General features: G+C 61.5%; 11 protein-coding genes. 4 read left to right on the top strand and 7 right to left on the bottom strand.

What is annotated here, in order from left to right; translation table 11 throughout:
- Positions 1–177: 177 nt before the first annotated feature.
- The 3 genes from AB7951_RS02735 (at position 178) to AB7951_RS02725 (ending at position 5,526) form a co-directional block, all read left to right on the top strand.
- Positions 178–2,481, top strand: coding sequence for a TonB-dependent siderophore receptor (locus AB7951_RS02735; RefSeq protein ID WP_120287121.1), 2,304 nt, complete (start codon positions 178–180; stop codon positions 2,479–2,481).
- 167 nt (positions 2,482–2,648) lie between these two features.
- Positions 2,649–3,665, top strand: a complete 1,017-nt coding sequence (locus AB7951_RS02730) for a Fe(3+) ABC transporter substrate-binding protein (RefSeq protein ID WP_439059846.1) — start codon at positions 2,649–2,651, stop codon at positions 3,663–3,665.
- Positions 3,666–3,885: 220 nt separating this feature from the next.
- Entirely contained in the window at positions 3,886–5,526 is a 1,641-nt protein-coding gene (locus tag AB7951_RS02725) for an ABC transporter permease (RefSeq protein ID WP_120287123.1), read from the top strand.
- A 5-nt stretch (positions 5,527–5,531) separates the two neighbouring features.
- On the opposite strand, the gene AB7951_RS02720 is transcribed toward AB7951_RS02725, so the two are convergent.
- From AB7951_RS02720 to AB7951_RS02710, 3 genes are all read right to left on the bottom strand, one after another.
- Positions 5,532–6,596 (bottom strand): AI-2E family transporter, encoded by a 1,065-nt coding sequence (locus AB7951_RS02720; RefSeq protein WP_120287124.1) that lies wholly within the window; start codon positions 6,594–6,596, stop codon positions 5,532–5,534.
- A gap of 145 nt (positions 6,597–6,741) precedes the next feature.
- Positions 6,742–7,392, bottom strand: coding sequence for a 3-oxoacid CoA-transferase subunit B (locus AB7951_RS02715; protein ID WP_068728764.1), 651 nt, complete (start codon positions 7,390–7,392; stop codon positions 6,742–6,744).
- A gap of 28 nt (positions 7,393–7,420) precedes the next feature.
- The gene (locus AB7951_RS02710; RefSeq protein WP_068728766.1) at positions 7,421–8,125 is read right to left on the bottom strand and encodes a CoA transferase subunit A; all 705 of its coding nucleotides are present in this window, start codon (positions 8,123–8,125) and stop codon (positions 7,421–7,423) included.
- Positions 8,126–8,390: 265 nt separating this feature from the next.
- Here AB7951_RS02710 and AB7951_RS02705 point away from each other — a divergent pair, with 265 nt between their 5' ends.
- On the top strand, positions 8,391–10,319 hold the full coding sequence (locus AB7951_RS02705; protein ID WP_184512007.1) for an AsmA family protein: 1,929 nt from the start codon (positions 8,391–8,393) through the stop codon (positions 10,317–10,319).
- A gap of 9 nt (positions 10,320–10,328) precedes the next feature.
- Here AB7951_RS02705 and AB7951_RS02700 read toward each other — a convergent pair whose 3' ends face one another.
- From AB7951_RS02700 to AB7951_RS02685, 4 genes are all read right to left on the bottom strand, one after another.
- Positions 10,329–11,144: an ABC transporter permease gene (locus tag AB7951_RS02700; RefSeq protein ID WP_439061945.1), complete on the bottom strand. Its 816-nt coding sequence runs from the start codon at positions 11,142–11,144 to the stop codon at positions 10,329–10,331.
- On the bottom strand, positions 11,144–12,055 hold the full coding sequence (locus AB7951_RS02695) for an ABC transporter permease (protein WP_439061946.1): 912 nt from the start codon (positions 12,053–12,055) through the stop codon (positions 11,144–11,146). Before AB7951_RS02695 ends, AB7951_RS02700 begins: the two co-directional genes overlap by 1 nt.
- Positions 12,052–13,218 carry an ABC transporter ATP-binding protein gene (locus AB7951_RS02690; protein ID WP_439061947.1) on the bottom strand — a complete coding sequence of 389 codons (1,167 nt, stop codon included), beginning with the start codon at positions 13,216–13,218 and terminating at the stop codon, positions 12,052–12,054. The genes AB7951_RS02695 and AB7951_RS02690 overlap by 4 nt, the downstream gene beginning before the upstream one ends.
- Before the next feature lie 65 nt (positions 13,219–13,283).
- Complete coding sequence (locus AB7951_RS02685; protein WP_120287129.1) at positions 13,284–15,953, bottom strand: sensor domain-containing protein; 2,670 nt, start codon at positions 15,951–15,953, stop codon at positions 13,284–13,286.
- Positions 15,954–16,005: the final 52 nt, after the last annotated feature.

The raw sequence follows: 16,005 nt of genomic DNA, 5'->3' as shown, positions 1-16,005 counted from the left end.
GACGCCCATTGATGCACGGATCACACACCTTGGGCATATCCCTCGAAGTTCGATTTATTCTAAACGCCATCTAATTCGCGCCTAATACTCCGAATTGCAGATGTGTCCAAGTGTTTCCGAGGAAGCACAAGGACCGCCGGCATTTGCATGAGCGGAGAATATTTCAGGGGCGTAGTAATGACTTCCAGGACTTCTATCGGGGAGCGCGGCACGGCGGCGCGCAAAGCTTTTCTGATTTCGACGAGCGCGGCGGCCATCATCGCGGCTGGATTTTGCATCGCAGAGCCGGCAATCGCACAGAATGCGAATTCCGGCGCATCGACATTGCCGCCGGTGCAGGTCGACGCTCCCAGCGCGCCGCGCGTGCGCCGTGCCCAGCCGCAGCGCGCCGCATCCGGCCGCGTCGCCCGTACCCGCCCCGTTGCGCCGCAACCGGTTCGCCAGCCGCTCAGCGTCAACCCTCAGGACGCACAGTCCGGCCAGGTCGGCTACATCACCCGCAATATTTCGAGCGGAACCAAAACCAACACCGCGCTCCTCAACGTGCCGCAATCCGTCACGGTGCTGACGAAGGAATTCATCCGGGATCAGGATTTCCGCAGCATCGGCGAAGCGGTTCGCTATGTGCCGGGCGTCGTGCCGCATCAGGGCGAAGGCAATCGCGATGACGTCGTCATCCGCGGCCAGCGCACCAATGCCGACTTCTTTATCGACGGAATCCGCGACGACGTGCAGTATTTCCGCGATCTCTACAACACCCAGCGCATTGAGGTTCTGAAGGGACCGAATGCCATGATCTTCGGCCGCGGCGGCGGCGGCGGCGTCATCAATCGCGTGCAGAAGGAAGCCGATGGCGTTTCGATCCGCGAAGTGACAGTTCAGGGCGGATCGTTCGACAACAAGCGCGTCACCATCGATACTGGCGGCGCCGTGAACGAGAATGTCGCAGCGCGTATCAACGCAATGTACGAGAATTCCGGAACCTATCGCGACTACGGCCATCTCGAGCGCTATGGCATCAATCCGACCGTTACGATCCGCGGCGAGGATACCAAGGTCAAGCTCAGCTACGAATATCTGCATGACGACCGCACCGCGGATCGCGGCATCCCGGCACAGGGCACTGTGCCGGCTCCCACGAATGCACGCCCGACCGTGCCGTTTGCGACCAATGCCTCAACCTTCTTCGGCAATCCGGACCAGAGCTATTCGAAGCAGGACGTCCATATCGCAAACGCCGTGATCGACCACGACTTCAACAACGGTCTCTCGGTCAAGAATTCATCGCGCTACGCCAATTACGACAAGTTCTACCAGAACGTCTTCCCGACCACGACGTTCTTCGTGGACCCCGCGGGGCGCGCGTCCATCTCGGCTTACAACAACCTTGCTCAGCGCGAAAACCTCTTCAATCAAACCGACTGGACCTACAAGACCAATACCGGCCCCGTGCTACACACCATCGTCTTCGGTACCGAGTTCGGGCGGCAGAACACTTTCAGCCTCCGCAACACCGGCCAGATCAACGGCGGCACGACCCTGCTCGTTCCCGCGTCCAGCCCGACCACCTTTGCCCCGTGGTCGTTCATCCACAACAACGCCTCCGACAACAACTCCTATGCGACACTCGACGTCGCATCGGTCTACATTCAGGACCAGATCGAGGTCAACCGTTACCTGCAGTTCATCGGCGGCGTTCGTTACGATCGCTTCGACCTCACGTCGCAGAACCTCAATCCGGGCGGCACCGTAGACAGCCGCGTGGATAACCTGGTGTCGCCACGCGCCGGCGTGATTATCAAGCCGGTCGACAACGTCTCGGTCTATGGCAGCTACAGCATTTCGTATCTGCCAAGCGCTGGCGACCAGTTCAGCTCGCTGACGCCATCGCTCGCCGTCACCGTGCCGGAGAAGTTCATCAATAACGAAGTCGGCGTGAAGTGGGACATCACCCCACGGCTGCAGGCCTCCGCGGCAATCTACGACCTCGACCGGGAGAACCAGAGGTTCATCGTGGGCGGCCAGGTTGTCGCCCTTGGCAAAACTAACACCAAAGGCGCCGAACTCAGCCTGACCGGTTATGTCACCGATCAGTGGCAGGTCACCGGCGGCTACGCCTATACCGATGCACGCATCGTCGATGCCAGCTCCGCCACGATCGTCCCAGGCAACCGCGTCGGCCTGGTGCCACTCAACACCTTCACCATGTGGAACAAATATCAGTTCAACGAGATGTGGGGCGCTGGCCTCGGTGTCATCCATTACGACGACTTCTTCGCCACGTCGGATGATACAGTGAAGCTGAAAGCCTTCACCCGCGTCGATGCCGCCGTCTACTTCCGGCTCGACAAGACGTGGCGTGCCCAATTGAACATCGAGAACCTGTTCGACACTAGTTACTACGCGACGGCTGACGCCCCCAACAACATCACGCCGGGATCGCCGCGCGCGTTCCGGGCATCGGTGACGGCGAACTTCTAAGAGCTCTCGACAGCGGGCCGCAGGTAAGCCGTTGCTTATCTGCGGCCCACTTTCGAATCTGGAATCAATCTAATCTTTTGTCACGCGACGTTCAGTCACTGACATTCGAACGCCCACTGCGCTACTCCACCTGACATTGTAGATACGCCCCTTGCCGGAGCCATTTCATGATCAAGCATCACGCCCTCGCCACCGCCGTCGTCTTCGCCGCCCTCGGTGCTTCTGCGCTGCAGGCCGCCGAAGAGGTCAATGTCTATACCTATCGCGAGACCAAGCTCGTGCAGCCGATCTTCGAGGCCTTCACCAAGGACACCGGTGTGAAGGTCAATGTGATCTCGGCGAGCTCGGGCCTCGAGCAACGCATGAAGGCCGAAGGCGCCAACAGCCCGGCAGACGTGCTGCTGACGGTAGATATCGGCCGCATCGACGAGGCCGTGCAGGCGGGCGTGACGCAGCCGATGAAATCCGAGGTGATCGAGAAGGTCGTGCCGGCGCAATATCGCGACCCCGACGGCCACTGGGCCGGCATCTCCATGCGCGCCCGCGTGGTTTATGCGTCGAAGGACCGCGTCAAGCAGGACGCCATCACCTATGAGGAACTGGCCGATCCGAAGTGGAAGGGCAAGATCTGCATCCGCTCCGGCCAGCACATCTACAATAACGGGCTGTTCGCCGCCTATGTCGCCAAGCACGGCGAGGCCAAGGCCGAAGAATGGCTGCGCGGCGTCAAGGCCAATCTGGCGCAGAAGCCGTCGGGCGGCGACCGCGAGACCGCGCGGGATGTTGCGGCCGGCAAATGCGATCTCGGCATCGGCAACACCTATTACTGGGCGCTGATGATGAATGCCGATCCCGACAAGAAGCCATGGGCCGAAGCCACCAAGGTGATCTTGCCGACTTTCGAAGGCGGCGGCACCCATGTGAACCTGTCCGGCGTACTGCTGGCCAAACATGCGCCGAACAAGGCCAACGCCATGAAACTGATCGAATGGCTCGCAGGCGAGCATGCCCAGCAGGTCTATGCCGACGCCAATTATGAATATCCCGTGCGTGCCGGCATCACGATCAATCCGACCATCGCGGGCTATGGCAAGCTCAATGCCGACCCGATGCCCATCGCCAAGATTGCCGCCAACCGCAAAGCCGCGTCGACGCTGGTGGACAAGGTCGGGTTTGATAATTGAGCCCGGCTATTGCTCCGTAGGCTGCGATGATGCACAGCCTATCAGTATGTTGTCCCCGCCCTGTGTGCCTGCAGCGCACACGGGGCGGGGACCCATACGCACCGAACTCTCGGTAGGACGCTGTGGCTACGGCAATTTCTGACTTACTTCTCCTTGGGGTATGGATCCCCGCCTTCGCGGGGATGACATGCGGAGAGTGCCCACGTGAGCATACACGCCCGTGAGGCCTTCCCGCACCGAAGCGCTCGCGATTCTCGTCGCAGTTGCCACCGCGCTCCTTGTGGCTGCGCCCGTGATCAGCATCGCATTACTCGCGCTGCAGCCGGAGCCTGAGCTTTGGCAGCATCTGATTGCCTATGTATTACCGCAAGCGCTGCGCGACACCGCAGCCCTCCTGATCGGCGTCGGTATCGTTACGCTCACAGTCGGTGCCGGCACCGCATGGCTGGTCTCGGCGCACGATTTCCCCGGCCGCACGCTCATGCTCTGGCTCTTGCCGCTGCCGCTGGCGATTCCGACCTATCTCGCCGCTTACGTCTATGTGGACCTGTTCGAGCCACTGGGCCTCGTCCATCGCGCATTGGCAACGGCAATGTCGTTGCCCGGCGCGATCGGGTGGCTGCCGAGCCTGCGTTCGTTGCCCGGCGGCATCTTCGTGATCGGCATCGTGTTGTATCCTTACGTCTATCTCTCTGCCCGCGCGATGTTCCAGCATCGCAGCGCCGATTTTGCTGAAGCTGCGAAGATACTCGGTGCGGGCCGCTGGACGACGTTCCGCCGTGTCTCGCTACCGATGGCGCGCCCCGCCCTCGCTGTGGGCCTCGCGCTGGTATCGCTGGAAACGCTGAATGACATCGGCGCCAGTGAATATCTGGGCATTCGCACGCTCACCGTCTCGGTTTTCACGACCTGGCTCAACCGCGGCAGCCTTGCAGGTGCTGCGCAGCTGTCATTGTTCATGCTCGCCATCGTCGGCGTGCTGATCGCCATCGAGCGCTTCGGCCGCCGCGAAGGCAGTGTGGAATTCTCTTCGGAGAATCCGCGACTGGCACCGCGCACGCCTTTGACGGGTGCATACGGATGGCTTGCTTTCACCGCCTGTCTCCTTCCTGCCCTGCTCGGCTTCGCCGTGCCCTTGCTCTATCTGCTGCGTGAAAGCCTGCGTCGCGGTCTGCTGTCGATGGAAACGACGGTTTGGCGCGATGCCGGCCACACGATTGCACTGGCCGCCATTGCCACGGGAGCCGCGCTGCTTCTCGGGCTTGTGGTGATCGTCGCTCAGCGCTGGCGTGCTTCGCGGCTGACCAACCTGTCGGTCGCTGTCGCTCAGACCGGCTATGCGCTGCCCGGAACGGTGCTGGCGCTGGGTCTGCTGACGCCGGTGCTGTTCATCGACAATGGATTCAGCAAGCTTGCCGGATGGCTCAGTCTCGCTTCGCCCGGGCTTGTCATGGTCGGCTCCGGCGCCGCCGTGGTGATCGCCTATGTGATCCGGTTCCTGGCGGTGCCGACCGGTTTCATCAAGGCCGGCTTCGAGCACATCCCCGTCGATTACGACGACAGCGCCCGCGCCGCCGGCGCACCGGCAATCACCACGCTGCGCGTGATTCAACTGCCGCTATTGCGTCCGGCATTGTTCGGCGCCGTCATCGTCGTCTTCGTGGATTGCCTGAAGGAATTGCCAGCAACGCTGTTACTGCGACCGCTCAATGTCGAAACGCTGGCGACTTCGATCTATCAATATGCGAGCCGTGGCAGCTTTGAAGAAGGCGCCCTGGCCGCACTCCTCATCGTCGCTGCGAGCATCGGTCCCGTGGTCTGGCTGACACGTTTTGCAGATGTGCCTCAGGGGCCGGTGTAACGCGCTTACGCGATCGGGACCTGACCGCTTTTGCGTGACTCCGCAAAGATCGCCCAGCCCGCAACAAACATTGCAGCAATCACCGGACCGACGACAAAGCCATTGAGGCCCAGCGCATCGATGCCCCCGAGCGTCGCGATCAGCACCAGATAATCCGGCAGCTTGGTGTCCTTGCCGACCAGCATCGGGCGCAGGATGTTGTCGACCAGACCGATGACGAGAAATCCATAGGCGATCAGGATCACGCCCTGAACGACCGAGCCCGTCGCCAGCAGATAGAGCGCGACCGGCATCCAGACGAGGCCAGCCCCCACCGCGGGCAACAGCGACAGGAACGCCATCAGCACCGCCCACAGCAACGCGGCATTGATGCCAAGGATCCAGAAGATCAGCCCGCCAAGCGCGCCCTGTGCCAGCGCCACCAGAATGCCGCCCTTCACCGTGGCGCGGATCACCACCGTGAACTTCTCCATCAGATCGTCACGCAGCTCCGGCCGCAGCGGAATGGCATTCTTCACACGCTGCGACAACGCTTCGCCGTCCTTGAACAGGAAGAACAGCAGATAGAGCATGATGCCGAGATTGATGATGAAGTCGAACGTGCTCTGACCGATGTTCAGCGCCTGCGATGCAAAGTACTGACTGCCTTTGACGAGGCCCTCAGTCAGCTTGTCCTGCATGCCGCCGAGATTGGCGACGCCGAAACGATCCAGCAGTCCCTTCGCCCATTGCGGGACGGCATCGAGTATCTGCTGCAGAAACGTGCCGAGATTGAATTGGCCCGATTTCATCTTGCCGACGACGACGGCCGCTTCCTGCGCCAGTGATGCGCCAACCAATGTCAGTGGCAAGATCACGATCAGCACGATCAATCCCACGGTGAGCAAGGCGGCCGAGTTTGGATGCTTGGGCATCCGGCGCTCCAGCCGCCGATGCATCGGCGCGAACATGATCGCGATGACGACGCCCCACAGGATCGCGCTGTAGAACGAGCTCATGATCCAGCCGAAGGCCAACGTGACCACGACTATCAGAAGCAGGAAGAAACGGTCTTCGAGACTGGCGCGCATGTCGGCTTCCTAGAGCATGACCCGGAAAAGTGGCAACCGGTTTTCCGAATGATCATGCTCAGCTAAAGAGATGAAAAGGCAGATACTAACACGAATGCCCGGCACGAGGCCGGGCATCATGTCAACGTTCAGAGCACGCAATCGTTCAGGTATTAGTCAGCGCGACCCGGAATTCAGCTTCGGTATTGGCCTTCACCTCATCGAGCGTCACGCCATCGGCGAGTTCGATCAGGGCCATGCCATCGTTGCCGTGCTTGTCGATGGTGAACACTGCCAGATCGGTCACGACCATGTCGACGACGCGCTCACCGGTGAGCGGCAGGTTGCAGCTCTTCAGCAGCTTGGCGCCATCCTTGGCGGAGTGCTCCATCACCACGACGACGCGCTTGACGCCGGCGACGAGGTCCATCGCGCCGCCCATTCCCTTCACCATCTTGCCTGGGATCATCCAGTTGGCGAGATCGCCATTCTGGGCGACCTGCATGGCGCCGAGGATCGACAGATCGATATGGCCGCCACGGACCATGCCGAACGAATCCGCCGACGAGAAATAGCTGGTCTCCGGCAGTTCGGTGACGGTCTGCTTGCCGGCATTGATGAGGTCCGGATCTTCGTCGCCCTCATAGGGGAAAGGACCCATGCCGAGCATGCCGTTCTCGCTCTGCAGCTGAACGTCGACACCTTCGGGAATGTAGTTCGACACCAGCGTCGGAATACCGATGCCGAGATTGACGTAATATCCGTCGCGCAGTTCTTTAGCCGCGCGCGCTGCCATTTGATCACGGGTCCAAGCCATCGTTCTCTCCTGTTTTTGCTTTTGGCGGTTACGCGGGACGCTGACGCGAGGTGACTTTTTCGATCCGCTTCTTGCCGGTACCGACCTCGACAATGCGCTTCACAAAAATGCCGGGGGTGTGAATGTGATCCGGGTCGATCTCGCCGGCCGGCACCAGATGCTCGACTTCGGCAATGGTGATCTTGGCGGCGGTCGCCATCATCGGGTTAAAGTTTCGGGCGGTCTTGCGATAGACGAGGTTGCCGGCGGTATCGCCCTTCCAGGCGTGCACGATGGCAATGTCGGCGAATAGACCACGCTCGAGCATGTAGGTCTCGCCATTGAATTCCATGGTCGGCTTGCCTTCCGAGATCAGCGTGCCGACGCCGGTCTTGGTGTAAAAGCCAGGAATGCCGGCGCCGCCGGCACGGATACGCTCGGCCAGCGTGCCCTGCGGGGAGAATTCGAGTTCCAGTTCGCCGGCCAGATACTGCTGGGCGAACAGCTTGTTCTCGCCGACATAGGACGAGATCATCTTCTTGATCTGGCGGGTTTCCAGCAGGCGCGACAGGCCGATGCCGTCAACGCCAGCGTTATTGGACACCACGGTGAGGTCCTTGACCCCGGAATCGCGCAAAGCGTCCGACAGGTCCTCGGCAATGCCGCAGAGGCCGAAGCCGCCGGACATGATCATCATGCCGTCCTTGAGAATGCCGTCGAGTGCCGATTTGGCGTCGGGGTAGACCTTGTTCATGGGAATCGACCTGATGCAGGAATGCGCTGAGAACCCAGCGGGCGCGGGCGGCTATGTCGTGGATTATTAGGCGGAAACTCCGCGACAGGTCAATCGCGGGGGACTGCGACCCCATCACCCCCGCTATGGCCTTGAAAGCGTCAAGAAAACCCTTCAAATTGAGGACCTTGGACGTGGGCGCACGTGGATGCCGCCCCGCTATGTGTGACCACCAACCAACCCGGATAGTTCATTGACGAGTGCCCAAGGAATAAGACGCCTGGGGATGCCGATTGCGGCGCTCCTGGGTGTTGCAGTGATCGGGCTGTTTGCCATGTCGTGGTTGCTTAACCGCGATACGCTGCGTCATGCCGTGGAGGCCCAGATCCGCGCCGTGACCGGGCTGGATTTCGTCGTCAACGGCGCGGTGGATGTCTCGGTCTTTCCAGGCAGCTATGTCTCGTTTCACGATGTCGGTCTGAAAGGCGGCGGGTCGATCGATCCCGCTTTGACGGTCGATGTGCTGACGGCCAATCTCCGGCTGTTGCCGCTGCTGCTTCAGCGTTTCGAGATCGCCGACATGATGATGCTGCGGCCACGTATCCGCGTGATCCGCGAGGCCTCCGGCGAAAGCAACTGGACTCCATTCATCGAGTCCATCGCCCGCACCATGAGGCCGGGCGCTGAACAGCCACTATCCTTCTCCGAGATCCGCATCCAGGACGGCGTGCTGCACTATCAGGACCCGCACAACACCGAGCGTCTCGGCGACATCGACCTGTCACTGGCCTGGCCATCGATCTCGCGCTCGTTCGCTGCAACCGGCCAGTTCGACTGGCGCGGCGAACGCATCGACGGCAGCCTCAGCGTCAGCGACTTCATTGCCGCACTGTCCGGCGAGCGCTCCGGTGTAAAGGCCCGCATCGCTGGTGCGCCGATCAAGCTGGCATTCGACGGCACCGTCGCCAACAAGGCCAGTCTGGTCATGGAAGGCACGTTGACTGCTGACAGCCTGTCGCTGCGCAATGCGCTGCGCTGGGTCGGTCAGGCACCGCCCGGCTCCGGCGGTTTCGGCCGCTTTGCCCTGAAGGCGCGCGCCAGCCTGGTCGGTCCGTCGATCGCGCTGACCAATGTCAATGTCGAGCTCGACGGCAACAGCGCCGAAGGCGTCATGACCTACAGCAACACCGGCCGTCAGACGCTGCAGGCCACCCTGGCTGCCGGCGCACTCGACTTCACGCCCTATGTGTCTACCGTGCGGCTGCTGGCCTCCGGCGCCCGTGACTGGAACCGGCAGTTGTTCGATCTGAACGCGCTGTCCACCACGGATCTCGACATGCGCCTGTCGGCCGCCAAGGTCACAGTTGGCTCCTCAGTGCTCGGCCGCACCGCGCTCGGCGCCAACCTGCGCGGCGGCACACTGGCGCTGTCGGTGGGTGAAGCGCAGATGTATGGCGGCATCGTCCGTGGTTCGTTCAATGTTGCCCATTCCGATGCCGTGGCCGATGTGAAGGCCCAGTTCCAGTTCAGCGATGTCGATCTGCAGGCCTGTGCCAGCGATCTGTTCGGCGTCAACAAGCTCACCGGCCGCGGCAATCTCAGCATGATGCTGGAGGCCTCGGGCTCATCGCCTTTCGGCCTCGCACAATCACTCGACGGCACCGCGACGTTGACCGGTCATGACGGCGCCATCAGTGGCTTCAACGTCGAACAGTTGCTGAAGCGGTTGGAGCGACGTCCGCTGTCCGGCGCCGGCAATTTCCGCTCGGGTTCGACGCCGTTCAACACGCTCAACATGTCCGTGAAATTCAACGACGGTATCGCCACCGCACAGGATATCCGGATCGATGGTCCCGCTGCGAAACTGACGCTGACCGGTACCGCGTCGGTGCCGGCGCGTGAATATGATTTCAAGGGCATTGCCAGTCTCAATCCGGCAACCAACGGCACCGGCGGCTTCGAGTTGCCTTTTGTGATCCAAGGCCCGTGGGACGATCCGCTGATCTTCCCAGATCCGGAAAGCCTGATCCGCCGGTCGCCGGGCGCGGCGCCTTTGCTGGATGCGGTAAAGGATCGCAAGACCCGCGACGCTGTACGCTCGGTGATCGAGCGCTTTACGGGCGTGCCGAAGCAGGCGCCGATAGCAGAGCCGGATAAGCCCGCCGATGCACCTGCGGCGGCAGCACCTGCGGATGCAGCACCAAAGGCGAACTAATTTTTTGCCCTACAACGGCGCGGCGCTTTCGCCGCGGGCGCTCGACAGTTTCGACACTAGCGATGCCAGCACGATAACGACGGCGATGAAACCGACGATCAGCGTGCAGATCGCGTTGATCTCCGGCTTCACGCCGAGACGCACTTCCGAATAGATCCGGATCGGTAGCGTCGCCGAACCCGGCCCGGTCGTAAAACTAGCGATGACGAGGTCGTCCAGCGACAGTGTGAAGGCCAGCATCCAGCCCGCTGCAATGGCCGGCCAGATCAGCGGCAACGTGACGGCTATAAATGCGCGGAGCGGATCGCGGCCGAGATCCATCGCCGCTTCCTCGAGGCTGCGATCGATCCCGGCGAGACGCGACTGTACCACGACAGCGACGAAGCACATGGTCAGTGTGGTGTGGGCGATGGTCACCGTGACAAAGCCGCGCTCGGCATCCAGCGCCACGAACAGCAGCAGCAGCGACAGGCCGGTAATCACTTCGGGCATCACCAGCGGCGCATAGAGCATCCCGGACATCAGCATCCGGCCGCGAAATCCCGCGCCACGCGTCAACGCTATCGCGGCCAAAGTGCCGAGCAGCGTTGCCAGTGTTGCTGACACGACACCCACACGGAGACTCATCCAGGCAGCGTCCAGCATCGCGCGGTCGTTGAAAAATTCGGTGTACCAGCGCGTCGACCAGCCGCCCCACACGGTCACGAGGCGAGACGCGTTGAACGAATAGATGACCAGAATGACGATCGGCAGATAGAGAAACGCCAGACCAAGCACCAGCGACGTGACGTTAAAGCGCGACAGGCGGAGCGGATGCACGGCCATCAGCGCGCCTCCAGCTGCCGGCGCTGCAGCCGGTCATAGACCAATAACGGGATCAACAGCAGCCCGAGCAACACGATGGCGGTGGCAGAGGCGACCGGCCAATCCTTGTTGGTGAAGAATTCGAGCCACAGCGTCTGGCCGATCATCAGCGAATTCGATCCGGCAAGCAGATCGGGAATGACAAATTCGCCCATGATCGGAATGAAGCAGAGCAGTGCACCGGCGCCGACGCCACGCAGCGACAAGGGAACCGTCACCAGCCAGAAGGCGTCGATGCGCGAGACGCCGAGATCGGCGGCGGCCTCGATCAGCGACGGGTCCTGCTTCGCCAGCGTGGCATAGAGCGGCAGGATCATGAAAGGCAGATAGGAATAGACGATGCCGAGATACATCGCACTGTCGGTGGAGAGCCACACGATTGGCGTCGATACGACGTGCAGCGCAAGAAGGACCTTATTGAGCAAGCCGTCATGCTGCAGGATGTTGATCCAGGCATAGATGCGGATCAGGAACGAGGTCCAGAACGGCACGATCACCAGCATCATCGCAATGCCCTGCCAGCGTCGCGGCAAACGCGCCATGCCATAGGCGATGGGATAACCGACCGCGAGCAAGATCAGGGTCGACACGACGGCGACGAGGACACTGCGCAGATAGGACGCAAGATAGAGATTGTCGGAAACGAGCAGCCGGAAATTATCCAGCGACAGCGCGATAAACGACGCCTTTAGCCCGGCGATTCCTTCGGACAGACTGAACACCGGCAGATAAGGCGGCTGCGCAATCGCCGTCTGCGACAGGCTGATCTTCAGCACGAAACCGAACGGCACCAGAAAGAACAGCACCATCCAGACATAGGGCGGGATGGCAGCCAGCCGCGCCGGCGCCGTGAAGATGCGACGCGCGCTCATTGAACCAGCACCACGCAATCATCGGGGGCGAACCATGCCGCAACGCGCTCGCCGATCGAATAGGCATCAACATCGAGCCGCGCGGTATTGGCGAGAGCGACCCGCAATGTGGCTCCGCGGTCGAGCTTCACTTTGTAGAGCGAGCGACCGCCGAGATAGCCGACGTCGGAAATGACACCCTCAAGGCTATTCATGGCGCCGCTATTGACGAGGTCCGTCGCCGGCCCGCGACGCGACAACCGGATCTTCTCCGGGCGGATCGCAACACAGATGACCGCATCGCCGACGGGCTGTCGCGGCTCAATCGCAAACAGGGTTCCTACATCGCGGCCTGCAATGGTCAGGCGATGACTGTCACGATGCGTGATCCCGCCCTCGATGATGTTGATGTCGCCGACGAACTCCGCGACCCAGCGCGATGCAGGCGCCTCATAAAGCTGTCGCGGTGTCGCGACCTGTTGCAGGCGACCGTCATTCATGACGCCGATACGGTCGGCCATGGTCATCGCCTCCTCCTGATCGTGGGTGACGATCACGAAGGTGGTGCCGAGCTGGCGCTGCAGCGCCATCAATTCGACCTGGGTTTCCTCGCGCAGTTTCTTGTCGAGAGCTGCCAGCGGCTCATCGAGCAGCAACAATTGCGGATGCCGCGCCAGCGCCCGGGCGAGCGCCACGCGTTGTTTCTGGCCGCCCGATAATTGATCCGGTCGGCGTTTCTCCAGTCCCTGGAGCTTGACCAGCGCCACCATTTCGGCAACCCGCGTATCGATGCCGAGACGCGTCAGGCTAGCGCTCTTGAGACCGAAACCGATATTGTCGCGCACGTTGAGATGCGGAAACAGCGCGTAGTTTTGGAACATCATGTTGACGGGCCGCTGATGCGGCAAGACCGCGGCGATATCCTCGCCGTTCAACTCGATCTTGCCCGTGTCCGGCGCTTCGAAACCTGCCAGCATGCGCAGTAACGTGGTCTTGCCACAACCGCTCGGGCCGAGCAGCGCGAAGAATTCACCGGCCTTGATGTCCAAAGAGAGATTGTCCACTGCGCTATGCGCGCCGAATTTTTTGGTGACACCGTCGATCCGCAGCAAGGGCGTGGGATAGGCGATGACCGGCGCATCGCTGGCCGCCGGATCCGCGACTGTCGCAGTGAGATTCGTCATAACCGCAAGCTAGCCGCGGAACGCCGCGGGCTCAACAGCATCAGCACTTCGCAACGGCCTGTCGCTCAACCGACCATGCGCGCGGCGGGCGCAGCGGCGGCAATCCGTCCGACCAGCGCAGCATATTGCGCAATCGGGGCAGGACGCCCGATGAAGTAGCCTTGTACGCCGTCGCAGCCTTCGCTGGCGAGGAAGCAGAGTTGCTCGTGGGTCTCGACGCCTTCCGCAACGATCGCGACGTCGAGGCCATGGCCCAGCCCGATGACCGCGCGCACGATGGCAGCGGACTGCGGATTGAGCCCCAGATTGATCACGAAAGCGCGGTCAATCTTGATCTTGTCGAACGGGAATGCCTGCAGATAGGTCAGCGACGAATAGCCGGAGCCGAAGTCGTCCATCGAGATGCGCACGCCGAGCGCCTTCAACCGCCGCAGCAATGCGACGCCGCGATCGAAATCCTCGATCAGCACACCCTCGGTGATTTCCAGCTCAAGGCGACCGGGCTGCAGGCCGGTTTCGAGCAGGATTGAATGCACGAGGCCGACGAGATCACCATGCATGAACTGCGCGGGCGACAGATTGACCGCGATCTGCAGCGGCACCGGCCACGAGGCAGCCTCAAGGCAGGCCTGGCGCAGGATCCACTCGCCCATCTCGACGATCAGGCCACTTTCTTCGGCCAGCGGAATGAAGTCTCCGGGCGGCACGAAACCGCGCGTCGGATGAATCCACCGCGCCAGTGCCTCGAAGCCCGTAATGTCGGCATCGACGACGGTCTGGCCAGCGCGAGCCTGGGGCTGGTAGTGCAGCGACAATTCGCCATTGCGGATCGCGGCCGAGAGGTCCTGATGCAGCACGCGGCGATCGCGCAGTTGCTGGTCCATTTGCGGCTCGAAGATGCTGATCGAACCGCGCGACTGCGACTTGGCACGGAACAGCGCCGCGCCGGAATTCGCCAGCAACGCGGCCGGGTCATGGCCGTCGCGCGGGAACAGCGAGATGCCCGTGGTGACGCCTGTACGCACCGATTTGCCCTCGATCGGGAATTCCTCCGCAAGGGCCGCGGAGATCCGCTCTGCGATCAACAGCCCGGCCGCGGGCTGCGCGCCGTCGATGATCACGCCGAACTCGTCACCGCCGAGCCGCGCCACAACTCCGCCGCCCACGGCTGCATCGACACGACGCGACACTTCGATCAGCAGCTTGTCACCGATGGCGTGACCGAAGACATCGTTGACCTCCTTCAGGCCGTCGAGATCGATCGACAGCACCGCGAATTCCTCGGAAGTCTCGCCGCAGGCATCGATCATCTGCGACAGGGCCTGCAAAAAGGCCGGGCGGTTCGGCAGATCGGTCAGGCCGTCGTGATAGGCCATATGCGCCATCCGCGCCTCGGTCTGGCGGCGGTCGGTGACATCTTCGTGGGTCTTGATCAGATATTGCGGCTCGCCTGCTTCGTCGAGCACGGTGACCCGCCGGGTCAGGAACAGCCGCAATCCGTCGCGCGTGCTGATCGGATGCTCTTCCGCAATCGGTGTTCGGCCCCTGATCGCGGCCTGATCCCGGCTGACGATCAGCTTCGCTTCTTCCGGGCGAAGCATTTCGGGAACCGTCAGACCGATAGCGTCTTCGCGCTTCCGACCCAAAATGACCTCTGCGCCGCGGTTGGCGAACAGATAACGACCGGTGCTGATCTGCTGCACCATCAGCGACACAGGAATGTTGTCGAGCACGGTCTCAAGGAATTTCTTGGCGTTCTCCAGTTCCTTGGACAGCGACTTGCGGTCGGTCACATCCTCGAACAGCGCAATCAGAAATGCCGGCTCATTGCGTTCGTTAAAGGCAATCACGCGATTGCTATCCAGCGTGCGGAGGTCTGAACCAATCTCCACATTGAACTCGCTGCGACACTGACTGCGCGTTTCCACTGCCAGGGCATCGGCTTCGGCAATCGCTTTCGCAGACTGTGCGGAGAATATCTGATCCGGTCGCTTGCCGACGATCTTATCGCGCGAGAGCCGAGAGAAGGTCTCGAAAGCCCGGTTGGCGAAGATATAGCGGCCATCGTCAATGGTCTTGGCCGCGACGCAGATCGGGACGTGATCAAGGACAGATTCGAGGAATTGCTTGGTGGTCGCAAGCTCGCGCTGCAGGAAACGCTGCTCGGTGCAGTCCTCATGAATCCCAATGGCGCCGCCATTGGGAAGCCGGCTGAACTTGACGTGAACGGATTGCCCGCCGGGCATTTCGGCAATGTACTCGCCGGCGGAAACAGTCTGCTCGTAGAAGCTCTGGGTGGCCAGATCGAGCTTGCCACGCTGGCGGCGTAACTCACGCAATTCTGGACCGGTAATATCCTTGGTGATGTCGGCGCGCGTCAGGTCGTAGATCTCAAGATAGCGATCGTTGCAAAACACGACCCGCTTCTGGTCGTCGAGCATCACGATGCCTTGGCCGAGATGATTGAGGGCAGAACCGACAAACGCATTGCGACGATGCTGCTCGCGACGCACATTGCGCAGCGCCGAGGCGACCCACAGCACAATGGCGGCGAGAAATGCCAGCGCGACAAATCCACCGATGAGGATCTGCCAGATCATTTGCGGGTCGAGTTCACTGATATAATGAACCGCCGGGGATTCTGCGTGGGCTCCGGCAATGCTGCCGAGAAGGCACGCGACTGCGATGACGGACACTGCCGCCTTGCTGTCTGATCGCCCGATCTTGCCAGTCATTACACACCCGCGTATTCGCAGCGTGAGTGTTTGGTTACAGGTATGTGGATCA

Source organism: Tardiphaga sp. 285_C5_N1_2, from assembly GCF_052076065.1.
In the GTDB taxonomy this organism is placed as follows: Bacteria; Pseudomonadota; Alphaproteobacteria; order Rhizobiales; family Xanthobacteraceae; genus Tardiphaga; species Tardiphaga robiniae.
Note: the sequence above shows the minus strand (reverse complement) of the source record. Positions and strands in the feature narration are given on the sequence as shown.